The organism is Enterococcus hulanensis (assembly GCF_005405485.1).
GTDB lineage: Bacteria > Bacillota > Bacilli > Lactobacillales > Enterococcaceae > Enterococcus_A > Enterococcus_A hulanensis.
Genome location: NZ_BJED01000024.1, coordinates 23,953 through 47,285, shown reverse-complemented (window position 1 = coordinate 47,285; position 23,333 = coordinate 23,953). Strand labels below are relative to the sequence as shown.

22 protein-coding genes are annotated in these 23,333 nt (G+C 34.9%); 20 read left to right on the top strand and 2 right to left on the bottom strand.

The annotated features are described in order from the left end of the window. Window positions 1-779 precede the first annotated feature (779 nt). The 20 genes from FFR60_RS20310 to FFR60_RS20215 all read left to right on the top strand — a co-directional run bounded on the left by FFR60_RS20310 (window position 780) and on the right by FFR60_RS20215 (window position 21,369). Entirely contained in the window at window positions 780-1,820 is a 1,041-nt protein-coding gene (locus tag FFR60_RS20310; protein WP_137665585.1) for an acyltransferase family protein, read from the top strand. Between the two features lie 414 nt (window positions 1,821-2,234). Continuing rightward, a complete protein-coding gene (locus FFR60_RS20305; protein ID WP_137665584.1) occupies window positions 2,235-3,626 on the top strand; it encodes a sugar transferase in 1,392 nt (463 codons plus the stop codon). Window positions 3,627-3,640: 14 nt separating this feature from the next. After that, the gene (locus FFR60_RS20300; protein ID WP_137665583.1) at window positions 3,641-4,681 is read left to right on the top strand and encodes a glycosyltransferase family 2 protein; all 1,041 of its coding nucleotides are present in this window, start codon (window positions 3,641-3,643) and stop codon (window positions 4,679-4,681) included. Between the two features lie 12 nt (window positions 4,682-4,693). Next, entirely contained in the window at window positions 4,694-5,788 is a 1,095-nt protein-coding gene (locus FFR60_RS20295; protein ID WP_137665582.1) for a glycosyltransferase family 1 protein, read from the top strand. A gap of 1 nt (window position 5,789) precedes the next feature. Then, window positions 5,790-6,605 (top strand): LicD family protein, encoded by an 816-nt coding sequence (locus FFR60_RS20290; protein WP_137665581.1) that lies wholly within the window; start codon window positions 5,790-5,792, stop codon window positions 6,603-6,605. An 18-nt stretch (window positions 6,606-6,623) separates the two neighbouring features. Further along, on the top strand, window positions 6,624-7,580 hold the full coding sequence (locus FFR60_RS20285; protein ID WP_137665580.1) for a glycosyltransferase: 957 nt from the start codon (window positions 6,624-6,626) through the stop codon (window positions 7,578-7,580). A gap of 18 nt (window positions 7,581-7,598) precedes the next feature. After that, a complete protein-coding gene (locus FFR60_RS20280) occupies window positions 7,599-8,300 on the top strand; it encodes an IspD/TarI family cytidylyltransferase (RefSeq protein WP_137665579.1) in 702 nt (233 codons plus the stop codon). Window positions 8,301-8,312: 12 nt separating this feature from the next. After that, window positions 8,313-9,383, top strand: coding sequence for an NAD-dependent epimerase/dehydratase family protein (locus FFR60_RS20275; RefSeq protein WP_137665578.1), 1,071 nt, complete (start codon window positions 8,313-8,315; stop codon window positions 9,381-9,383). A gap of 29 nt (window positions 9,384-9,412) precedes the next feature. Beyond that, a complete protein-coding gene (locus tag FFR60_RS20270) occupies window positions 9,413-10,828 on the top strand; it encodes an O-antigen ligase family protein (RefSeq protein WP_137665577.1) in 1,416 nt (471 codons plus the stop codon). Continuing rightward, window positions 10,812-12,233, top strand: a complete 1,422-nt coding sequence (locus FFR60_RS20265; protein ID WP_137665576.1) for a lipopolysaccharide biosynthesis protein — start codon at window positions 10,812-10,814, stop codon at window positions 12,231-12,233. The genes FFR60_RS20270 and FFR60_RS20265 overlap by 17 nt, the downstream gene beginning before the upstream one ends. 18 nt (window positions 12,234-12,251) lie before the next feature. Next, window positions 12,252-13,202 carry an NAD-dependent epimerase/dehydratase family protein gene (locus tag FFR60_RS20260; protein ID WP_137665575.1) on the top strand — a complete coding sequence of 317 codons (951 nt, stop codon included), beginning with the start codon at window positions 12,252-12,254 and terminating at the stop codon, window positions 13,200-13,202. 67 nt (window positions 13,203-13,269) lie between these two features. Then, entirely contained in the window at window positions 13,270-14,220 is a 951-nt protein-coding gene (locus tag FFR60_RS20255; RefSeq protein WP_137665574.1) for a glycosyltransferase family 2 protein, read from the top strand. 682 nt (window positions 14,221-14,902) lie between these two features. Then, window positions 14,903-16,045 (top strand): endolytic transglycosylase MltG, encoded by a 1,143-nt coding sequence (gene mltG / locus FFR60_RS20250; RefSeq protein WP_171004989.1) that lies wholly within the window; start codon window positions 14,903-14,905, stop codon window positions 16,043-16,045. A gap of 95 nt (window positions 16,046-16,140) precedes the next feature. After that, window positions 16,141-16,620, top strand: a complete 480-nt coding sequence (gene greA / locus FFR60_RS20245; protein ID WP_137665572.1) for a transcription elongation factor GreA — start codon at window positions 16,141-16,143, stop codon at window positions 16,618-16,620. A gap of 183 nt (window positions 16,621-16,803) precedes the next feature. After that, window positions 16,804-17,526, top strand: coding sequence for a cell wall-active antibiotics response protein LiaF (liaF, locus tag FFR60_RS20240; RefSeq protein ID WP_088933008.1), 723 nt, complete (start codon window positions 16,804-16,806; stop codon window positions 17,524-17,526). Further along, window positions 17,523-18,623, top strand: a complete 1,101-nt coding sequence (locus tag FFR60_RS20235; protein WP_088933007.1) for a sensor histidine kinase — start codon at window positions 17,523-17,525, stop codon at window positions 18,621-18,623. The genes liaF and FFR60_RS20235 overlap by 4 nt, the downstream gene beginning before the upstream one ends. A gap of 91 nt (window positions 18,624-18,714) precedes the next feature. Next, window positions 18,715-19,347, top strand: coding sequence for a response regulator transcription factor (locus tag FFR60_RS20230; protein ID WP_088933006.1), 633 nt, complete (start codon window positions 18,715-18,717; stop codon window positions 19,345-19,347). Window positions 19,348-19,455: 108 nt separating this feature from the next. Beyond that, complete coding sequence (locus tag FFR60_RS20225) at window positions 19,456-20,121, top strand: potassium channel family protein (protein WP_088933005.1); 666 nt, start codon at window positions 19,456-19,458, stop codon at window positions 20,119-20,121. Between the two features lie 10 nt (window positions 20,122-20,131). Then, a complete protein-coding gene (locus FFR60_RS20220) occupies window positions 20,132-20,425 on the top strand; it encodes a HesB/YadR/YfhF family protein (protein ID WP_137665571.1) in 294 nt (97 codons plus the stop codon). A gap of 11 nt (window positions 20,426-20,436) precedes the next feature. Beyond that, on the top strand, window positions 20,437-21,369 hold the full coding sequence (locus FFR60_RS20215) for a glycosyltransferase family 2 protein (protein WP_137665570.1): 933 nt from the start codon (window positions 20,437-20,439) through the stop codon (window positions 21,367-21,369). Window positions 21,370-21,381: 12 nt separating this feature from the next. Here the strand turns inward: FFR60_RS20215 and FFR60_RS20210 are convergent, their stop codons facing one another. Together FFR60_RS20210 and FFR60_RS20205 are read right to left on the bottom strand one after the other, a co-directional pair. Then, window positions 21,382-22,329, bottom strand: coding sequence for a phosphoglycerate dehydrogenase (locus FFR60_RS20210; protein ID WP_137665569.1), 948 nt, complete (start codon window positions 22,327-22,329; stop codon window positions 21,382-21,384). A gap of 90 nt (window positions 22,330-22,419) precedes the next feature. Next, window positions 22,420-23,235 (bottom strand): DUF1189 domain-containing protein, encoded by an 816-nt coding sequence (locus FFR60_RS20205; protein WP_137665568.1) that lies wholly within the window; start codon window positions 23,233-23,235, stop codon window positions 22,420-22,422. Window positions 23,236-23,333 lie beyond the last annotated feature (98 nt).

Here is a 23,333-nt window from a genome sequence, read left to right as displayed (position 1 = left end):
AAAGCTAAGTATAGTTTTGATTTCAAACTTAATATCGTTCAAGATTATCGTGAAGGAAAAGATGGAATAACGTATTTACGAAAGAAATATAGGATGAAATCAAAAAATAGTTACGTGGAGTTTGTCGAGAATTGAGCAAAGAACGGCTCCTTTGAAAATAACAAGATTAAGATTATTCTGATCAACTTAAGATCGATGCGATAGATTTAAAATATTTTGCGCCAAACAAATCAGGAATCAATCGCTAAAAGAAAATGTATCTTGGTCCTTTTCTAGATATGTAAACCGTGAGATTGTTTCTCATCGCATTTCAAATAAGCCGAACGCGTTGGTCGCTATGGATATTTTTGAGGAAGCAATTCAAGTAACAATAGAATACTTGTATCTATCGTCGAAACCTTCATTGTGATCAAGGCTGAGCCTATCGAATGAGGGCTTACAAACATAAGTTGAAAGAACATAAAATCTTTCAAAATAACCCTCTTAAAGGAACCTGTTTAGATAATTCAATCATGGAGAATTACTTTAGTTTATTAAAACAGAATCGATTACTACATCTATTGTTACCATTATGAGCGTATGAAGGAAGGGGAAAATAAGTTGGCAGAGTTCAGTGCGATTGAGAAAGGCAACATTGAAAGATTCCTAAAATAGAATCATCGATAGGAACAAAGAAAAATAGAGTGGATTTCTATACTTCGAAAAAAGTCTAATTTTCTCTGATAATAAATTGTGAAATTTGATACAATATATATATTACGATTTGAGGTGAGTTGGGGATGGATTTAGTTTTTTTAATCATTGTTTTTTTTATTATTTTAAGCATAGTAAGAAATCCGGATTATTCTAATCAAAGTTTATCTGTTGAAACTACGACAAATTTACAGATAATTGCTGTTGTTTTTGTGATTTTACATCACTTATCGCAAATTCTCAGGGATTATCCGGATTCTTTTTTGTCTTCTAGATTGATAATTGCCGGTAGATTAGCAGTAGGATTATTTTTCTTTGTTTCTGGATACGGACTAATAAAACAATTTAAACAGAAAGGGAAATCTTATTTAGAAACTTTTTTTAAAAAGAGGGGCATGAGTATTCTCATTCCATTTTTAATAGCAATGGTTGTTTATTTTGTATATCGTAACCTGATTGGTGAGTTGAACTTTCATGCAGCACTGTATTCACTAGTAAATGGGAATCCGTTCGTTGGGAATGGCTGGTTTACTATAATGATCATGTATTTATATGCTGTATTTTTCATTAGCGCCTATTTAAGTAAAGAGAACGATTTATTTCTATTTTTGATACTTATTGTTAACGTTATCATAGTGATTTTGATCGCGAGTCTTCTGAATTATGGAGAATGGTGGACAAATGCCGTTTTTTGCTTTCCTTTAGGAGTTATCTGGGGAGCGAAAGAATATAGAATAACTAGCTTTCTCTTTAGGAACTATCGGGCATCATTAGGAGTCCTAGCAGTGCTATTTAGTTTTTTCTTATATATTGATGAAGTCTTCTATCATCCAATTATTCGAGCACTTTCAGTTCTATTGTTTGTATCATTGATAGTACTTTGCAGTTATAAAATATCATTTAAAAGTCCAGCCTATCAGTTATTGAAGAAATTTTCTTTCGAAATATATTTATATCAGGGATTATTTATGCAATTGCTACGTAGTGAAATAGTCTTTATAGGAAATCGTCTATTGTATGTTTGTGCAGTCATTATATCTACGATACTATTAGCATATTTAATGCAATTTATCGCTTCTATGATAAGGGAAATGGTAAAAACTCTTTATTCAAAATCAAAAATATGAATGAGTTAGAGTAACACTATAGTAAGTGTTTGTCTTATGGTAGTTCAGCCTAAAAATGATGAAATACATGCAATTCTATTTTCATGTGCTAAACTTTAATTATTCTTTATCATAAGAATACCTCATACCTTCTAAGTTTGATTGCGATGCATTCGGGAAACCAGCATCAGTCTATCAATTTGGAAGGATTTTTTGTATTTTTTTGGAGCTTTCACTAATTACTCATAAAGGATTATTTCAAATTTATAAGTAGAACAGTGGCTAATAATCATGCTGTTTAAAACAAGCAGCTAAATAAACTCAGCCTATTCTTTGATCTTTTCTTTTTTATTACTTTTCTTAGGAAAGCTACTCTTTTTTTTGCCTATATGGTAAGATGTGTAATGGATTATTTCGTGGATTAGGAGTGTTTATATGAATAAAAGTGGCGAATGGAGCGCCGCCCGTCGATTTTTAATTATTTTGATGGACGTGATCGTTTATAATTTCTCCGTTTATCTTAGTTTTTTGCTAAAATTTGGTGGAGCCATTCCAGAAAGAAACTTTCAGACCTTCGAGGGCTCCGCATTATTTATTTCGGTTTTCTTTGTAATATTAAATGTTTTACTAGGCACCTATGTTTTCTATAATCGAATCGTGAGTGATATTGTATTTGTGACCGTTATTGGACAATTTTTGATGTCTTTAGGTATTATGATCATTACCTTTGCTGGGCGATGGTTTGCATTTCCGAGAACAGTAATTTTGATTTCGTTTATGTTGGGAACTGTTTTCCTGATTATTTATCGGACGATTATCTATAAAGCTTATATGAGGCTGAGCTCAGATAAGAAAGTGACAATTCTTGGGTTTGAAAAGGATGTTGCGCCAGCAATTCAAAATTTTGGTTCACAAAAAAATAATAAACATAAAGTACAGTCAATAGTGCTGGATCATTTTTATGATAATCTTGTTAATATTGTTGATGACGTAGATATTGTCTATTTATCATCAGAGATTGAGGAAACTGAAAAGATTAAAGTTTATCAACTTGTTACTAAGAAAGAAAAAAAACTATTCTTGAATACCACGTTTGAAAATTTAGTAACGATCAATCCTAATATCATGAACTTTGAGGACGAGAGTATTATTGAATCTTCTGGATTCAGAATACCTTCAGAGGATGCAATGTTTAAACGTCTTTTTGACATTGTTGTCTCATTAATTTTGTTGGTGATCGCTTCTCCATTCATGTTGATCACTGCAATATTGGTGAAAACTACATCACCAGGACCAATTATCTATAAACAAATCCGAATTACACAAGATCAAAGAGAATTTCCAATTTATAAGTTCCGCTCTATGAGCGCAACGGCTGAATCTAAATCAGGTCCTGTTTTAGCTAAAAGTAATGATGCACGAGTGACGCCAGTGGGGAAGTTTATTCGTGCAGTTCGTTTTGATGAATTACCTCAACTAATCAATGTATTAAAAGGTGATATGTCGATTATTGGGCCTCGCCCTGAACGACCTTTCTTTGTTGAGCAATTTAATCAAGAAAATCCCTACTACTATTTACGTCATAATGTGCGTGCTGGGATTACTGGTTATGCTCAAGTTTATGGGAAATATGCATCTGATTATAATAGTAAGTTGAAATTCGATTTGTTGTATATCAAGAAGTATTCGTTCATGTTGGATTTAAAAATCTTGTTACAAACGATCAAAATTTTATTTGATAAAGTTTCTTCGCAAGGTTTAGAAGAAGATGAAATATGTACATCTTTAGATAAAATGGATTTTCCTAAAGAGAAAATTTTTCAATAGCTCGAGGTGAAAAAGTGTCTAGTTTAAAATTTAGTATTATTATTCCAGTATATAATGCAGAATCGACTATAACAAAAACAATTAATGTATTAAAAGACATCATTACCCCCGGGTTTGAAGTATTACTCATTGATGATGGTTCAAAAGACAACACGAGGAAAGTGATCCAAACTTGTATTAGTAATGATCCGCGATTTATCTTATTAAGTAAAAAAAATGAAGGTCCTGGATTGGCTAGAAATTTCGGAATTGAACAATCCAGAGGAGAGTATCTACTATTTTTTGATGCGGATGATTTTCCCGAAAAAGAAGTATTAGATGACTATTTGAGTATCTTTTCTGTTGAACCTGATCTTGACTTGATTATCAGTTCTTTTATGTTTAGAACATTAAATCAAGGCAAAATTGTAGATGAAAAGAACTATCTTGTTGAAGAGCACATTTATTCCAGCAACGATGAATTTTTAGCCGATATGTATCAATTAATGAATAAACAGCTCATGTATGTTGTATGGAATAAGTGCTATCGTCGAGATATTATTATAAAAAATGTTATTCGGTTCAAAGACTATCGAAGCTGTGAAGATCGAATTTTCAACTTAGATTATTACAAGTATTGCTCTAAAGTTGTGATGAACCCAAAAATTGAATACGTTTATGAATTCGAAGGTGGTTTAGGAATCACGAATCAATATAAAGAAGGTAAGTTTGATACTTTCAAGGAGTTTTATGAACGTAGCAATGCGTTGACTAATGATGAGGATAAGAATGGGATGGCCGCTTTATTACTTAAAGGAACCACTTCTGTCATTTTTTCAATTTTAGAAACAGATAAAATCAACAGAAAGCAAAAAAAGGCTGAAGTCCGCTCAATCTTAATAGACAGTTCTATAGCAGAGGCAAAAAAAATTGCGGTGACTGATACTATTGCAAAGAAAATAACTAAATTCCTCTTCAATATGCCGAGACAGATACTTATATTTGCACTCAGTACGGGAGCGTTCGTTGAAACAAGGATGCCGGGAATAATGACGTTATTGAAGAGAAAATATTAGAGGGGTCTTATAATGAAACGAGTTTTGCATTTTCAGGGTCGGATGGGGTTAGGAGGCGCTGAATCATTCATGATGAATCTTTATCGTAGGATCGATCGCGATAAATTTCAATTTGATTTTTTGATTTACGATGATTTTAAGCAGGTTACCGACTATAACGATGAAATTAAAAATCTTGGTGGACGGATTTTCAGTGTTACAAATCCTAAGAAAAACATTTTCAAATATATGATACAAGTAAACCGATTGTTGAGACAAGAAAATTTTGATATAGCTCATAATGAAGTCTATTTTGGAGGGGGCATTAATTTATGGCTAGCAAAAAAAAATAGAATCAAGCAGAGAATTGCTCATAGTCATGCTACAGAAGATGGCAAATCCCAAAATATTATAATGAATTTTTTAAGAAGATTTCTAAATCGTTTGCTTTTAGAAAATGCGACGGACTTTTTGGCTGTTAGTCAAGAGGCAGGAGTAAGTCTATTTAAAGAGCAGCCTTTCGAAATTGTACACAATGGAATTGAACTGAGCCTTTACAGAAAAGAAAAAAAAGACCAAGTAATTAAACGGACAGAAATTGGTATCCCGGAAGATGCTTTTGTGATAGGTAATATTGGTAGATTAGAAAAACAGAAAAATCAAACCTATTTATTAGATATTTTTTCGAGTTTGTTGGAAGAAAAACCTAACTCATATTTGATAATTGTTGGAAAAGGATCTTTGAAACAAGAATTGACACAAAAGATTCAGAAGCTAAATATTGAGGCGAATGTCAAAATGCTGGGAGAGCGGAGAGATATTCCGGCTCTATTAAGTACTATAAACGTCTTTGTAATGACTTCCTTGTATGAAGGTCTACCAATGGTTGGTTTAGAAGCTCAGGCTGCAGGAAAAAAGCTTGTTTTGGCTAATACTATTTCGAAGGACACTAAAGTAACTGACAATGTCAGGTTTATTCCGCTTAGTAAAGATCGTGATGAATGGGTAAAAGAAATACTGACTCCTCCGTACACTAATGAAATAGGCGAAGAATTGCAAAGTTATGATGTTTCGTATACAACAGATCAAATGAGTAAGATCTATAATCAAGATTGTGAGGAGTATTAAGATGACTGACAAGGTTTTAACCTTAGATGAGATACATGTGGGTTTATTAGAGTTATTAAATGAATTTAATCGTGTATGTAATAAACTTCAGATAGACTATTTTCTTTCTGGGGGATCCCTTATTGGAGCTATGAGGCATAAAGGATTTATTCCTTGGGATGATGATTTAGATATCATGATGTTACGTTCAGATTATGACAAGCTTATTGAGAATATTAGTTATTTAGATTCTAAATACAGATTAAACTGTATTGAAACAATGGATAACTGGGAATACCCTTTTGCAAAAATTGATTTGCCAACAACTTTCATCAATGATGAGTATAGAACCGTTCAACATGGATTATTTATTGATATCTTTCCAATAGATAGACTGCCTGATAATATAGACGAACAGACAAAAATAGTCAAAAAAGTAAGAATATTGGATTTGCTGCGCGGATCAGGCACTAAGAAGAAGTACCGCCCTACCGAAAAAATGAAGTTTTTAAAAAATATAATCAAGCCTTATGCAAATTTAAAAGGGCCAAATTATTTTGCAAAAAAAATCGATTCTTTAGCAAGAAAGACAAATGAAAAGTATCAAACATCTAATACTATTGGAGTAATGGTCGTCTCTACTCATGGGTCAAAAGAGTTTTTATCTGGAGATGCTTTTTCTAAAGCTATTAAGGTGGATTTCGAAAACATAAGCTCTTTTATTCCTTATGGTTATGAAGAATACTTAAATAATCTTTATGGGGATTATATGCAACTACCTCCTAAGGAACAGCAAACTCCGGGTCATTACAAAATTTTAATGAAGATGGATGAATAAAAAGAGCGGTGAATTATATTGAATAAAGAACTAAGTGCATCTATTGTTATGCCCACGTTTAATGGGGAAAAGAATATAATTGAACAATTGGAAACATTAAGGTTACAGTCTTATCCTATTAAAGAGGTAATAATAAGAGATGATGGATCCACAGATAATACTGTCCAAATCGTTAAGAAATTTATCTCAGATAATAATTTGTCAAATTGGGAAATTATCGAAAACAATGAAAATGTAGGATGGCGAAATAATTTTTTTAATTTACTAAATATGGCAAGTGGTGATATCATATTCACTTCTGATCAAGATGATATCTGGTATCATGACAAAATCGAGCGAATGATCTCTATGTTTGAAACTAATGAGGTTAATGTCTTGGTGAGTGATTACGATGAATTGATAGAGTTAGGTGGTGTATCATATCCTTGTAGTGAAAGAGTTATAAGAAACGTACAAACTAATAGGCAAGTTCAATTCACTAAGAAAAATGTCTATCTAAATAGACCTGGCTGGGTTTATGCTTTAAGAAAGGACTTCTTACCAGAAATAAATTTATATAAAGATAATGCTATTACAGCAGTACATGATATTACAATGTGGTCTACAGCTGTTTTGTCGGATAGTCTTTTCTATTTGGATGAAGCTACTGGAAAGTGGAGAAAACACGGAGAAAGTGCTATCAGAGGAGAAAACTTAATAGATCAGAAAAAGAGTCGTATCGGAATACGTTTGGGTAAACTAAGACGTTTGAAAGAGATAACGCAGTCGAATATTAATTATCTAAATAAGACAGAATATTTAATAAATGATAGAAAGAAAAAGTTATCTGTATTGCAGAGTTTGCTCCAGGAATATAATAAGAGAATTGAAATCATTGAGAAAACTAGCATGTTCAAATTAATTTCTAGCCTGAGTTCATATACAGCAATCCATCCGATACTTGCGGATGCAAGGTTTATAATAAAAAATAAATAGTTCAGAGGAGTGTTTTTAATGAGTACAGCAATTATTATTGCGGGCGGTGTCGGAAAAAGAATGGGACAAGATATTCCAAAACAATTCATTATTATCGAAGGTAAACCAATTATTATTTATACGCTCGAATCTTTTCAAAACCATCCCCAAATTGACCAGATTTTAGTCGTATGCAAATCTGGTTGGGAAGATACACTTTGGGCTTATGTGAATGAATACCAAATTGACAAAGTAAAGTGGGTTATTACAGGAGGAAGCAAGGGGCAAGAATCTATTAATAACGGAGTTCAATTTTTGAAAGATTATTGCGATGAAAACGAAACAATCATCATTCACGACGGAATTCGTCCTTTAGTAGATGAATTAGTACTTTCAGATGTGATTGTAAAATGCAATCAATACGGAAATGGTGTTACTTCTCTTCCATATAATGAACAAATCTTTATTAAGGAAACTGAAGAAACTACAAAACAATATGTAGATCGAAACACTCTTAGAAGAGTCTCTACTCCACAGGCATATAAGTTTGGTAAATTGCAATGGGCTTATGATAAGGCAGTCGCTGAGAATACCGGTATGAGTGATTCTTCTTATACCAATACAATGATGGTAGATTTGGGAGAAACATTATATTTTTCTGCAGGTTCTGATAAAAATATCAAGTTGACTACAATAGAAGATTTAGAACTCTTTAAAGCCTACTTGAAGATGAAACAGTAAGGAAGCACTTGTATGATAAAAAACGATATTTATTTAAAAGATATAGATAGAATAAGTCAGCTTAACTATGACTGGTCGAAAATAGACGGACACTCCTTTTTAATCATTGGAGCAACCGGGATGATTGGTTCATGTTTAATTGATCTTTTAATGTATAGAAATAAACGTATGGAAGCACAAATTACTATCTATGCAATGGGGCGTAGTAAGGAGCGTTTAGCGGAAAGATTTTCCGCTTATGAATTGGATCCAATGTTGGAATTTATAGAAGGTGATATAGTAAATCCAATTTCTGAAAATATAAAGGTTGATTATATTATTCATGGAGCTAGCAATACTCACCCAAAATCATATGCTAATGATCCAATTGGAACAATAATTACTAATATCAGTGGTATTGAAAACGTTCTGAGACATGCTATAGAAAGTAGTGCAAAACGTTGTTTATTTCTATCCACAGTGGAGATATATGGTGAAAATCGTGGAGATATTGATGGTTTTACTGAAAATTATTGTGGTTACATTGATTGCAATACATTGCGTGCGGGTTATCCTGAAGGGAAAAGAGTTAGTGAATCTCTTTGTCAAGCTTATATTGAAAAGTATGATATTGATGTAGTAATTCCAAGGATTGCAAGAACTTTTGGTCCTACTATGTTACTAAATGATTCTAAAGCTTCTTCGCAATTCATTTTGAATGCAGTTCATGAAAAAGATATAGTTTTAAAGAGTGATGGAAATCAATTTTACTCTTATGCATATGTATTTGATATTGTATCTAGTTTATTATTTCTGTTGATTTATGGAGAAAAGGGAGAGGCATACAACATTGCTTCGGATCAATATAATATTCATTTGAAAGAATTTGCAGAAAAAATAGCGAAAAGTGCAAATAAAAAAGTTATATATGATCTTCCAGATGAAGATGAAGCTAAGGGATTTTCGAAGGCTAATACAGCGGTAATGAGTTCAGAGAAGGTAGCTAAATTGGGCTGGGAATCTTGCTTCAATCTTGATGAAGCGATTAACCACACGATTGAGATTTTAAAAACAGAAATAGATAGCCATGATTCTTTTAAATAGAATTTTCTGGTTTTTTTGGAGGACTACTGATGAAAACGGAAATAGACCATAAAAATAGAATTATTGGAATATATATATTACTCCTATATACGATTACATTACTTAGATCAATCGGAGAGTGGAGTTTAATTCCGACATATATAGATTCAGCAATTTTTGCTGTGTCAGGATTAGTTGGAGGTTTAATAATCCTATTTGAATTTTACGAAATATTAAGAAAAAGAAAAAAGTTTGATTTTGATATTGCATTAGTTTCATTCTTGGTAATATTTGGAATATCGATAGTTTTGAACAGACAATTTTCTTTTCCTGCAAATATAAAAAATTTTTGTTGGGAAGTGTTGTTTCTACTAGTTATATATGAATTTTCCAAGCGAAATGCATTAAAGGCAAAATTTTTTTTATGGTTTCAATCCATTCTAGTAGCATTTTCATTTTTGATGTCCACTATTTCGTTAGGAATGTTCTTTACAGGTTATTCTTTTATCACAAGGATTGAAGGAAAAACCAATCCGTTAAGAATTGGATTTGTTGAAAACCGCCTTTTTGGAGCCTACGCTGATCCGAATTATTCAGGGGTCATGGCAGGAGTCTCCATAATTATCTCTGTATATCTTTTCAAGAATATCGCCAAAAATATATTGGTTAAAATTATTTTGATTTTAAACATTATTATTCAAATTAGTTTTATCGGACTATCAGGATCTAGGAACGCTTTAATTGTTCTAATTGTTATGGTTAGCACCTTATCTTTTTTTTCAATGTATTGGAAATTTGCCAATAAGAATAAATTAAATAGAATTTATAAAGCAGCTATTATTGCGATTTTGCTCGGGAGTTTTTGTATAGGATTTGTAGAGGGTAGTAAAAAAGTTTTAAGCTCCCTACCAGAATATACAGCTGCCCAGTTTCACAAAAATCATTCAAAAGATTTGGTAACATCTGATAAAGAAGTTAATTTGGATAGGGAAGATGTAGAGAGAAGTGGGGATATATCAAATATGCGCTTTACCCTTTGGAAAAGTGGGATAGAGATTATCAAAACTAGTCCATTTGTCGGGGTTGGGCCGAAATCTATTCATGATTATGCTCAAAAGTATGTACCAAATACATATCTTGCTAAAAGTAACTTAGCTGTGCACAATGCCTATCTTAATGTTTTGGTTTGTACCGGTATATTTGGTGTTGTTTGTGTTTTAGTTTTTCTGCTGAAATCTTTATTCAATACAGTGAGATACTTTTTTAAAGTGAACGTATTAGATTTACAGATTTTATATTCAGCTATTGTGGTCTTAGGACTTGCGACTTCTGGACTATTTCATAATGAAATATTTTTCATGTCTACTAGTTCACCATTAGTTTTTTGGTTATTAATTGGTCAAGTAAATGGAACAATTAGAAACAGTAAAATTCATTCGGAGGAAAAAGATGAACTCCAAAGCTAAAAATGTGATCAAAAATCTTTATTATACTGTTGCCGCAAATTTTGTTACTTTGTTAATATCAGTATTATTGAATTTATTTGTGCCAAAATTATTAGGTGTAAAAGAATATAGCTATTGGCAATTATATGTTTTCTACTCGTCTTATGTGGGCTTTTTACATTTGGGATGGATAGATGGTATATATTTAAAAATAGGTGGCGAAGAGTATGATGATTTAAACAAATCTAGTTTGGGATCTCAGTACTGGTATTTGGCTCTTTTTGAGCTATTTTTAGCAATGATAGTCGGTGGGTATGCTTTCTTTGTATTACCTGCATCGAATAAGTCGATTATTTTGATTTTAACGGCTGTAGTGGCTGTAATTACAATTGCAAAACAATTTATACAATATATCTTACAATCAACTAATAGGATTAAAGAGTATGCTCATCTATCCAGGAGCGATAGATATCTGTATGTTCTATTTCTAGCTGGTTATTTTCTTTTAGGTGGAAGGAATTTTTTGGGGTTAATTCTTCTTGATATATTATCAAAATTGTTGATCACTTTTTGGGGAATGTATCAAATAAGAGATATGCTATTTAGTCCTTTAGTATCTATAAAAATTCTTTGGAAAGAAATTCTAGATAATATTGATATTGGCAGTAAATTAATGTTGAGTAATATTGCTAGTATGTTAATCATTGGTACAATTCGGTTCTTTGTACAACATAGATGGTCGATTGAGGCATTTGGGAAGCTTTCTTTTACACTGAGTATTTCCAATATGTTTTTAACTTTTATCAATGCAGTTGGAGTTGTTATGTTTCCGCTGTTAAGAAGAACCAACAATGACCATCTGTCTAGCTTGTTTTTGACATTGCGAACATTATTTGTGCCAATCACTTATTCATTCTTGATTTTCTATGTGCCAGTAAAATTTATTTTAGTGGCTTGGTTACCTCAATACTCTGTGAGTTTAATGTACATGGGCATCTTGTTTCCGATGGTCGTTTACGAGGGTAGGATGTCTTTGCTGATAAATACATATTTAAAAACATTACGTAAAGAAAAAACAATTTTATTGGTAAATATTATCACTCTTGGAATTTCTATCGTTGTAGGTGCCATTACTGTTTATCTTTTTGAGAGTTTACTATTATCAGTCAGTCTGATTATTCTTTGTTTGGCAATTAGATGCAATTTAGCTGAGTATCTATTGAGCAAAACTCTCAAAATTAATTTAAATAAGAAGCTTGTTCAAGAATCCTTACTGAGTATATTCTTTATTTCAAGTAATCTTTTTTTTAAAAATAGTTTAATTAGTTTCTTTCTGTACCTCTGTGCATATGCTTTGTTTATTTTATTGAATTTGAAAGCAATTAAACAGGAGTTTGGTAATTTTTCTCGATTGATGAAATCATAACGACGGGGGGGATAATTATTGAATAGCTTTTTAATCACCGGCGGCGCCGGTTTCATTGGCTCTACATTAGCTAACTACTTATCCAAGGAAAACAAAATAATAGTACTGGATGATCTCTCAATGGGTAAAAAGGATAATCTAGTGGGAAATCCAAATCTTGAATTTATTGAAGGCTCTGTTATAGACAAAGATTTGATGACTGAAGTTCTTTCAAACAATAAGTTTGACTACATTTTCCATCTAGCAGCAATTGCTAGTGTAGCAGATTCAGTTGAACGTCCAGTTGAGACGCATCAAATTAATTTTGAAAGTGTTTTGATGCTTTTAGAACTGATTAGAAAATATCAAAAAGATTTGAAACGTTTAGTTTTTAGTTCTTCAGCAGCGGTATATGGTGATGAACCAACCTTACCAAAAAAGGAAGAGTCTGTTATTCGTCCGTTGACCCCGTATGCGGTTGATAAATTTGCGGCAGAACAATATGTTTTGGATTATAATCATCTTTATGGTGTTAAGACAAGTGCTGTTCGCTTCTTCAATGTTTATGGACCGAATCAAAATCCAGAATCTTCTTATAGCGGTGTAATCTCGATTTTAGTTGATCGTTACAAAAAAATGCAAAATGGTGAAGAAGCACAATTCACTTTATTTGGCGACGGATCTCAATCGCGTGATTTTATTTTTGTGGAAGATGTTATTCAAGCGTTATTGCTAGTTGCAACTAAAGAAGAAGCCTTGGGCCGACAGTTCAACGTTGGGACAGGAAATGCACTTACGTTGAATGATTTGATTTCAGTTATTGACGAGGCATTAGGTATTAACTTACGAGTAAAATATGAAGCTGAAAGAGACGGTGATATCAAGGATTCAGTTGCTGATATTTCTAGATTAAAGAGTTTAGGGTACAAACCTAATTTTAGCGTTCAAGACGGAATGAAGAAGTATTTGGTGTCGGAAAAATTGATTTAAAAAGTCGGAGCATATCCGGCTTTTTTTTGGTATCATGGTAGATAGCTGTGAAGTTAGGAGAGTAAACATGAACAATGAAAAAATAGCTATCCTCATCCCTTGTTACAACGAATCACTCACGATAAAAAAGGTGATTAACGATTTTCAAAGGGAGTTGCCTGAAGCGGATATCTATGTCTATGACAATAATTCGACGGATAACACATACGATATTGCACTGAACGAAGGAGCAATTGTTAAGAAGGAACCGCGCCAAGGTAAGGGAAATGTTATTCGTCAAATGTTTTTTGATATTGAGGCAGATTACTACTTGATGGTTGATGGTGACGATACTTATCCAGCAGAGAATTCTCATGAGCTGATTGCGGCTTTATGGGAAGGCAGTGCAGACATGGTGATCGGCGACCGATTATCGAATGGTACGTATTTTAATGAGAATAAACGAGCTTTTCATGATTTCGGAAATAATTTAGTTAAAAATTCGATCAATCGCTTATATCAAGCGGATATTAAGGATGTTATGACGGGGTATCGCGGATTTAATCGCATGTTTGTTAAAAGTTTTCCGGTGATGAGTTCCGGCTTTCAGATTGAGACTGAATTTACTATCCATGCTTTGGACAAGCGGTTTAAGTTGGTAGAGATTCCAATTGATTATCGCGATCGTCCAGAGGGTAGTGAATCTAAATTAGATACTTATTCTGACGGACTAAAGGTGCTACTAACAATTTTAAAAATGTTTAAGGATTATAAACCATTATTATTCTTTTCGGTATTTAGTTTGATTTTCTGTGTTTTTGGACTTGTTTTTGGTGTTCCAGTCATCAATGAGTTTATTCATACTGGTTTTATTACGAAAGTACCTTCTTCGATTCTTGCGACAGGATTGATGGTGTTCGCGCTACTTTTGTTAATTACTGGTTTAATTTTAGATACGGTTGTAACAAATGCCAAAAAAGAGTATGAGTTACACTTATATCGATTGTATGAAGAAACTATTCAAAAAGAAAAAATATAATTTCCTTAACTAAATAAATTTTACATTTCACTCCTCTTTCATTTCATGTATAATGGTTAAAGTTATGACATGAAGTAAGGAGGAGTTGTTTTTGTCTGAGGATCAAAACCAACACTCAGAAGAAGGATCTTTTAAAGAGCAGATCATGAAAGCTTTAGAAGAGGGTCGGAAGAATCGTGAAGTAGAGTCTGTAAAAAAAGCTGCTACAAGACCTGAACCTTCGAAAGCAAAAAAGGATACTAGCGATGATGACGACTTGGCTTCGTCTTATGAGCGCTTATTTGGCAATAGACAAAAAAAGAACGATACAGCTGTCTCTGAACAGAAGTCTAAACCAATTGAAAAGGAAATAAAAAAAGAGGAACCGCCAAAAGAAGAAAAAGCTTCAGAAAAAGTGGAACCTGTTAGTGAATCTAAATCAAAACCCGAGAAACGAAAAGAAACGAAGAAACCTACAGTTAAGAAGATCACTAAAAAAGAAGAGCAAAAGATTGAACCTTCAAAAGTTCAGAATAAAAAAACAACCTCCCGTCATTCAGGAGCAAGCAAATCAGTTAATGAGATCCCGCCTAAAAAGGAACCGAAAGCTGAAGTTGTAAGAGAGCCAAAGCGTGATGATCATGTTGAAGATGAGCCTTCGATTTTTCATCGACTTGGTGAAAAATTCGATGAACTTCGTTATATGGATGAGGAATTTGAAGGGGATTTAAGTGAGGAGAGCAACTTGAAACGAGCAGAACGTCGCAAAGAGGATCGAGTCGTCCGTAAAATTGTCTATATATTGACGATTGGTATTTTGATCGTCGCCGGAATTTTAGCAATCTCAGGATATAATTATGTGAGTGCTGGATTGAAACCACTAGATAAAAATGATAAAAAATTAGTTCAGGTAGAAGTTCCCAGCGGATCTTCAAATCGTCAAATTGGTGATATTTTAGAAGATGGCGATGTTATCCGTGATGGCATGGTATTTAACTTCTACACGAAATTCAAGAACTTAACGAATTTCCAAGCCGGTTATTATCAATTTTCACCAAACATGACCTTGGATCAAATTAGTAAAGAATTACAACAGGGAGGCAGCGCTGAACCATTGGATGATGCTTCAAAACTGACTGTTCCTGAAGGTTACGATGTTGATAAGATCGCAAGCTTAGTTGCTAAAAAGACAGATTTCAAGAAGGAAGACTTCATCAAAGTAATGAAAGATGAAAAATTCTTCGAGCAATTGAAGACACAGTATCCGGATCTATTAACGGATGCCAGCAACGCTAAAGATGTTCGTTATCGTTTGGAAGGATACTTATTCCCGGCAACTTATAATGTCCATAAAAACAGGAGCCTAGAAGACTTAGTAACTCAAATGGTAGATACTACCAACCAAGTTTTAACCCCTTATTATAATCAAATTAAAGAAAAAGGGTTAACGGTTCAAGAAGTTATGACTTTAGCTTCATTGGTAGAAAAAGAAGGGGTTACCCAGTCTGATCGTAAGAAGATCGCTCAAGTGTTCTTTAATCGAATCGATGCTCAAATGCCGTTACAATCAGATATTTCGATTTTGTACGCATTAGGTGAGCATAAAGAGGTTGTAACGATCAAAGATACTGAGGTTGATTCACCTTATAACCTTTACACGAATACTGGTTATGGACCTGGACCGTTTGATAATCCGAGTCAAGAAGCGATCTTGGCTGTGCTTGATCCAACTGAGAATGATTATATTTATTTTGTTGCGGATATCTCAACTGGAAAAGTTTATTATGCGAAGACTTATGAAGAGCATATGGAATTGGTTGAAAAATATGTCAATAAAGAGAAATAAACAATTTACATTACAGTAATTACGTGGTAATCTTTTGTGGATAAATTCTATAGAAGATTACCATTCGTAATTTTGTTGATTGAAGGAGAAGAAAAATGGTGGAAAAAACATATCCAATGACTCTAGAAGGAAAAGAAAAATTAGAGCAGGAATTAGAAGAACTAAAAACAGTAAAACGGGGAGAAATCATTGAGCGAATCAAGATCGCACGCAGCTTTGGCGATTTATCGGAAAACTCTGAGTATGAATCTGCTAAAGATGAACAAGCATTTGTCGAAGGTCGAATTAGTACGTTAGAAAATATGATTCGTTTCGCTCAAATTATTGATAATGAAAATGTTGACTCCGATGAAATCTCAATCGGGAAAACAGTAACTTTTGTTGAATTGCCTGATGATGAAGAGGAAGAATACACGATTGTAGGAAAAGCGGAAGCCGATCCATTAACAGGAAAAATTTCTAATGATTCACCGATCGCGCAAGCCCTAATCGGTAAACGTGTTGGTGACGTTGTAACGATCGCGACACCAGGCGGAAACATGGAAGTTAAGATCACGAATGTGAAACAAAACTAAAATTCATTAAAGAGGCGCTGGTCGCCTCTTTTATTTTGCCAGTTCTACCAATCTTGTTCTAAGAAACAGTATGTGTACGAGATAGTTGTTGGTTTTGACTAGGTTGCGACTTTAGACCGATAGTATTTATTATCTAAAGAAAGTAGAATAAGGTATAAATAAAAAGTTGGGAGGAAAGACAAAATGAAAAGTCCATGGCGCTTTTTCATTGTAATTGAAGCCTTACTTGCAATTTTCTTATTATGGCAATTATCTTCAACTCCTGCGATGTTGATTATGTTACTCTTTGGGGTATTAAATATATATTGGGCATTGCGAAAACATCGTCGTCGAAAATTCCAATTGATCTTAGGATCAGTGATTGTGATTATTTGTTTAGTGAATAGTCCTGCGACTTGGTTAATGTTGATTTTTGCAGTAATATTTCTTGGCCTTAAGGGCTTCGAGATTGCAGGTATTTCAATGCCGAATCATTCCTTAAAGAATAAAAAAAGCATCGTAATGGTTGAGACAACTGATCCGACGAGTCACAATGGTGAGCGTAAAAAGCAAAGCTGGATCGGTAATGATCGAATTGGTACGCAAGTTTTTGAATGGGATGATATCAATGTAGCTATTTTGGCTGGCGATACGATTGTTGACCTAGGAAATACATTATTGCCGAAAGACGATAGTATTGTGATCGTACGCAAGGGCTTTGGCCGAACACGTATTTTAGTACCGTATGGTATCGGAATACTCTTTGAGCATGCGACCTTATATGGTAAAGTTGAACTTGATGATGAGACACAAGTTCTTCGTAATGAAACGATCAAAATGTACAGTGAGGATTATGATGAAAGTCCTCGTAGATTGAAAATAGTGACTAACACATTGGTTGGGGATGTCGAGGTGATCCGCGTATGATGGGGAAATACTCCCGTTTACAGATTTCTCTTTACTCTGGTTTGATCTCCTTTTTGCTGATTTTAACAACACTCTTTTTATACATGTATGCTATTGGGAAAAAGCAATTACTTGCACAGTTATTCATTGCGCGAATCTTTTATATTCCACTGTTTGTTCATATTATTGTGATTTCTTTGACGGTAAGCGCAGTGGTCTATTTTCTTGTGACATTTTTGGAAAAACGTCAACTAGGAAAAATCGAAGGAAAGCTACAAAGCTTAGCTTCAGGCAATTATGATCAACCTTCATTGGATGTCGCGATTTCACAAAATAAGGAAATGCTGCTGGTCGATCATGATATCAAGCGCATCAAAGAAAAACTTGTAAGTATGTCGCGAGAGCTGCAGCAATTGAGCAGTCAGCCTCAGATGGTAGATGGTACGACGAAAGAAAAGATTTTAGAAGAAGAAAGACATCGTTTAGCTCGGGAACTGCACGATTCCGTTTCTCAGCAACTTTTTGCGGCGATGATGATGATGTCTGCGCTTAATGAACAGTCGCAGTATTCGGAAGAGTTAGAGCCTTATAAAAAGCAATTAGCGATGGTAGCTGATATTATTAATGCGGCTCAGTCAGAAATGCGGGCGCTGCTACTTCATTTGCGACCAATCAGTTTAGAAGGAAAAAGTTTACGACAGGGTATCGAGCAATTATTGAAAGAGCTGCAGACAAAAATCCAAATTCAGTTAAAATGGGATATTCAGGATATTTGTGTTTCTGCCAGTATCGAAGATCAATTATTTCGAGTAGTACAAGAATTACTATCTAATACGTTACGGCATGCAAAGGCCAATGAATTAGAAGTTTATTTAAAAATTGTCGGACAGAACATTTTATTGCGTGTGATTGATGACGGTGTCGGTTTTGAATCGAAAGATGAACACGCCGGCAGCTATGGACTGCGTAATATTCGCGAGCGAATTGCCGGTGTTGGCGGCTCAACAAAAATAATTAGTTTTAAAGGACAAGGAACAAGCATTGAAATCAAGGTTCCCGTTGTAGGAGAGAAGCGTTCAACTATGGACAGCTCTTTAAAGATGGACGAAGCAGATTAGTCATATGATAAAGCAGAATCTGTAATGAACGAGATGAATGCTTCGCAGCATGAACAGGTATTTTAAATTAATAGGAATTAGGAGGCAGAGGATGATACGAGTGTTATTAGTGGATGATCACGAAATGGTTCGGTTAGGGGTTTCTTCTTATCTATCGATTCAAGCGGATGTAGAAGTTGTAGGAGAGGCCGAAAACGGCGAAGAAGGCTATGAGAAAGCCATGGACCTTCGACCAGACGTGATTTTGATGGACTTGGTAATGGAAGTAATGGATGGGATCGAATCGACCAAGAAAATTTTAAAGGATTGGCCAGAGGCAAAAATTTTGATCGTAACTAGTTTTATCGATGATGAAAAAGTTTATCCGGCTATTGAAGCGGGCGCATCTGGCTACTTACTTAAGACGTCGACAGCTCATGAGATCGCCAATGCCATCCGCAAGACCTACAATGGTGAACGAGTGCTGGAACCTGAAGTGACTACGAAGATGATGGAACAATTATCCAATCGTAATCGACATGTTCTTCATGAAGAGTTAACGAATCGTGAACAAGAAATATTGCTGCTGATCGCCCAAGGTATGAGCAATCAAGAAATTGCCGATGAATTATTCATTACGTTGAAAACAGTTAAGACGCATGTATCAAATATACTTGCTAAATTAGAGGTTGAGGATCGCACACAGGCTGCAATCTATGCATTTAAACACGGGTTAATAAAATAGAGAGTCATTCTCTGTTTTATTAACCCGCTCTTTGTTATACTATGAATTGTAAGTTTTACAAGTGATGGGAATCAATTAATACAATATTGTGAAGTGTAAGGAGATATCATGAAACAAAGTTTTGTCATTATTGGTTTAGGAAGATTTGGCGGGAGCATCTGCCGGACATTGATCGAATCAGGTCAGGAAGTTTTAGCGATTGACAGCAGTGAGGATCGAGTGAATGAGTATATGAATATCGCGACGCACGCTGTGGTTGCTAACGCGCAAGATGAGATGACTCTTCGTTCTTTAGGTATTCGAAACTTTGACCATGTGATCGTAGCGATCGGAGAGGACATTCAAGCAAGTATCTTGGTGACTTTGATGGTCAAGGAAATGGGCGTGCCGAATATTTTGGCAAAGGCGCAAAATGAGTATCATGCCCGTGTATTAGAAAAAATCGGTGCTGACCGTGTGGTGCATCCTGAACGTGATATGGGGCAACGAATCGCCCATAACTTAGTCTCGAAAAATATTTTAGATTACTTAGAACTTTCAGACGAATTTTCATTGGCGGAGATCAATGTGACCAATCGAAAATTTTATGGCAAAACATTAGATGAACTCGATTTTCGTCAACGATTTGGTTTGAATGTCGTAGCTATTCGACGAGATAATCAAGATCCAATCGTAACGCCGCCAGCCGAAGAGATTGTGCAAAAGAATGATCATTTAGTGGTTATCGGCAGAGACGAAGATGTGGACTATTTAGATGAAAAAATGAATGGATAGGTGAAATTAAATGAAATTGACTATAACACCCGAAGCTCAAGAATGGTTCAAGCGAGAACTTGAATTAGTAGAAGGTCAAGGCATTAAGTTTTATGGTAAAGTATACGGGAAGACTCAGGTTCATGATGGTTTTTCAGTGGGAATGGCAGTGGACAGTCCAGAAAGCCCATTAGTTAAGACAATGATTGATGATCAGCTTTTTTATATCGAGGAAGCAGACGAATGGTTTTTTAAAGGGTATGATTTAGTAGTAGATTATGATTCCGAACTGGATGAACCCAAATACGATTTTAACCAAGTTTAGGAGTGGCTTGAATGATATCAGTAATTGTTCCTTGCTTTAACGAAGAGGAAGCAATTCCTCTTTTTTTTGCGGAGATGGAGAAAGTAAAAAAGAAGATTTCTCATGATTTTGAATATATTTTTATTAATGACGGATCGGCGGATCAAACGTTAGAGGTGCTGCGTGAGTTAGCGCTAAAGAATCGTTTTGTTCGCTATATTTCTTTTTCTCGAAATTTTGGGAAAGAGGCTGCCTTATATGCGGGTTTGCAGGCTGCAAAAGGAGATTTAGTCACAGTAATGGATGTTGACTTGCAAGATCCGCCAGAGCTGTTGCCGCAAATGATTGAAATGATTGAGACAACAGATATTGATTGTGTTGGTACTCGTCGAGCTGATCGTAAGGGAGAGCCATTAATTCGTAATATATTTGCGAAAGCGTTTTATCATTTGATTAATCGAATCAGTGAAACCGAGATGGTGGATGGTGCACGGGATTACCGCTTGATGACTCGTCAAATGGTGGATGCAGTATTAGAATTGACTGAGCATAATCGTTTTTCGAAAGGGTTGTTTAGCTGGGTTGGCTTCAAAACTGAGTACATTTCTTTTGAAAACCAAGAGAGGGTTGCTGGTAAAACGTCTTGGTCATTTTGGGAATTGTTCAATTATTCAATTGATGGAATAGTGAATTTTTCTGATGTTCCGCTAAATATTGCTTCTTTTGTCGGCGCTTTTTCTTGTTTGGCCTCAGGAATCGCGATGATCTTTATCATTGTTCGTGCCTTAATATTTGGCGATCCAACGTCAGGGTGGCCGTCATTGGTGACGATTATTCTATTTATTGGTGGCGTTCAGCTACTGTGCATTGGTATCATCGGAAAATATATTGGTAAGATATTTATGGAGACGAAGAAACGTCCTGTTTATATTGTTAAGGAGACTGAAAAAAAGTTGGAGCAATAGACTCCAACTTTTTTAATACCCTCGTTTCAATTCTACTTGATTAACTGACAATTCTTTATTTGCTGCATAGCTTTTCAGATTTGCCAAAAAGATTTTCATAAACTTGTTTTGAAAATCAACGGTCAAACCAGAGATATGAGGTGTAATTAAAACATTTTCGAAATTCCACAATGGACTTTCTTTTGGCAGCGGTTCTTCTTCAAAAACGTCCAGAGCAGCAAAAGCAATGTGTTTTTCTTCAAGTGCCGTTATCAATTCTTTAGTGTGAACAGTATCGCCTCGTCCGACATTTATGAATATGGCGGACTTTTTCATTTTCTCAAAAATGTCGCTGTTAAAAATATGGTAGGTTTCGTGTGTTCCTGGCAGGATACCTACTACGATATCCATTTCAGATACAATTTTTGACAAGTTTTTGATTGAGTATGTCTCAGTGAAGCCTTCGACAGGATGGCCTGTGGTGTTAATCCCATAAGTCCTTACACCTAAACTGCGAATTGATTTGGAAAGTTGCTGGCCAATATGGCCGGTTCCAACAACTAATAAATTTTTTCCAGCTAATTGATCATAATGAATGGCGTCTTGTCCCCAGATTTTTTGTTCTTGGTTCTTGACGGATTGGTTTAATCCACGGTAATAGCCCAGCAAAACGCCGATGATGTGCTCGCTGATGGAGAGAGCATGGATGCCGCTGCCGTTAGACAATAAAATATCTCGATCAAAAAAGTCATTCAACGGTAAGTAATCAACGCCGGCAGAGATGGATTGGACCCATTTTAACTGATCAGAAGCAAGAAGCTGTTCACTAAATTTTTTTGACCAGCCAACGGATATTTCTACAGCTGGCAATTCTTCTTCGGTTAGTTCTGTCTTAACCTGATAATCGGGAGCGATGGCTTGAATCTTGTCGCTGAATTCTTCGCGAAATTCGCGTTGTAAGAAAATAATTGGTTTCGTCATAGTAATCTCCTCATTTCTTTTAGACCTAGAAATCTCGATTTTATTCTAACAAAAATCCCGAAAAAAAACTGCTTACAGAATTGTAAGCAGTTAGTTGGTCGGTAATTCAATTTTTGGGAAATAATGAGTGACTCGCAAAAAGATGAATAGGCTGATGAACGTAATCAGCAGACTCGAATCAAAATTTGGTTGGAACAACAAAATGATTGTTGCTAAAATGGTCGGGATTGCGGCACAAAAGATGATTGTTTTAAAGCAATCAAAGAATGTCACGCGTCTCAGTCTCAATTTTGCGACGATCATCCCGGCAATGCCTGCAAAGACTAATGTCACAAACAAATTGATGAAGGAAGGATAAATTCCTGCCAGCAGCATTACAAGTGGTGTCCAAACGGGCATTTCCCAGTCTTCCAGTCCGTCTCTGATTTTATCGCCAGTCATATTTTTAAATGGTTCTTGCTTGTAAGAAAACTTCAGCACATTATCGCCAAACATCGCGGAGCTGACACCGCCGTAGTCTGGTAAAACGAGTAATGCCTGATTTTTTAATAGTCCCACACTGAAATAATTTCCAACTAAGTCCTTTTCAACGTCTTTTTGTGTACGCTTGCCCTCCGGATCAAAGGTCAAGATGATCGAATCCGTTTGATAGATGAATCCTTTTTCCGGCTTCGTTGTTTTGATCTCGCCATCTTCGATTTTGAAATCCGGGATCTTTTCTACGATCTCCAGACTATCTGTTTTGATTTGATTCATTACCTGAAGTGCTTGATAGACACTTGGAATTGCTAGAAGCAGGCTCAAACCAAGCAAGTAAACAATCGATTTCCAGAATGGTGTGTCCTTAGCCGATTTTAAATCCTCAAAACGGAAAAGAGAACCTTTGATTAATTGACGAAAAGTCATGTGATCGCTCCAATCTTTTTATACAAGTGCCATTGTAGCGAAGTAAGCTTGAAATAACAAGGCGATCTGTAAAAATGTAAAAAGAATTCAAGAAAGAA

Excerpts from the sequence above, each read along its gene's own strand:
- FFR60_RS20310 (WP_137665585.1), top strand. The coding sequence starts at position 780 with ATGGATTTAGTTTTTTTAATCATTGTTTTTTTTATTATTTTAAGCATA.
- FFR60_RS20305 (WP_137665584.1), top strand. The coding sequence starts at position 2,235 with ATGAATAAAAGTGGCGAATGGAGCGCCGCCCGTCGATTTTTAATTATT.
- FFR60_RS20295 (WP_137665582.1), top strand. The coding sequence starts at position 4,694 with ATGAAACGAGTTTTGCATTTTCAGGGTCGGATGGGGTTAGGAGGCGCT.
- FFR60_RS20290 (WP_137665581.1), top strand. The coding sequence starts at position 5,790 with ATGACTGACAAGGTTTTAACCTTAGATGAGATACATGTGGGTTTATTA.
- FFR60_RS20280 (WP_137665579.1), top strand. The coding sequence starts at position 7,599 with ATGAGTACAGCAATTATTATTGCGGGCGGTGTCGGAAAAAGAATGGGA.
- FFR60_RS20275 (WP_137665578.1), top strand. The coding sequence starts at position 8,313 with ATGATAAAAAACGATATTTATTTAAAAGATATAGATAGAATAAGTCAG.
- FFR60_RS20270 (WP_137665577.1), top strand. The coding sequence starts at position 9,413 with ATGAAAACGGAAATAGACCATAAAAATAGAATTATTGGAATATATATA.
- FFR60_RS20265 (WP_137665576.1), top strand. The coding sequence starts at position 10,812 with ATGAACTCCAAAGCTAAAAATGTGATCAAAAATCTTTATTATACTGTT.
- FFR60_RS20255 (WP_137665574.1), top strand. The coding sequence starts at position 13,270 with ATGAACAATGAAAAAATAGCTATCCTCATCCCTTGTTACAACGAATCA.
- mltG (WP_171004989.1), top strand. The coding sequence starts at position 14,903 with ATGGATGAGGAATTTGAAGGGGATTTAAGTGAGGAGAGCAACTTGAAA.
- greA (WP_137665572.1), top strand. The coding sequence starts at position 16,141 with ATGGTGGAAAAAACATATCCAATGACTCTAGAAGGAAAAGAAAAATTA.
- liaF (WP_088933008.1), top strand. The coding sequence starts at position 16,804 with ATGAAAAGTCCATGGCGCTTTTTCATTGTAATTGAAGCCTTACTTGCA.
- FFR60_RS20235 (WP_088933007.1), top strand. The coding sequence starts at position 17,523 with ATGATGGGGAAATACTCCCGTTTACAGATTTCTCTTTACTCTGGTTTG.
- FFR60_RS20230 (WP_088933006.1), top strand. The coding sequence starts at position 18,715 with ATGATACGAGTGTTATTAGTGGATGATCACGAAATGGTTCGGTTAGGG.
- FFR60_RS20225 (WP_088933005.1), top strand. The coding sequence starts at position 19,456 with ATGAAACAAAGTTTTGTCATTATTGGTTTAGGAAGATTTGGCGGGAGC.
- FFR60_RS20220 (WP_137665571.1), top strand. The coding sequence starts at position 20,132 with ATGAAATTGACTATAACACCCGAAGCTCAAGAATGGTTCAAGCGAGAA.
- FFR60_RS20215 (WP_137665570.1), top strand. The coding sequence starts at position 20,437 with ATGATATCAGTAATTGTTCCTTGCTTTAACGAAGAGGAAGCAATTCCT.
- FFR60_RS20210 (WP_137665569.1), bottom strand. The coding sequence starts at position 22,329 with ATGACGAAACCAATTATTTTCTTACAACGCGAATTTCGCGAAGAATTC.
- FFR60_RS20205 (WP_137665568.1), bottom strand. The coding sequence starts at position 23,235 with ATGACTTTTCGTCAATTAATCAAAGGTTCTCTTTTCCGTTTTGAGGAT.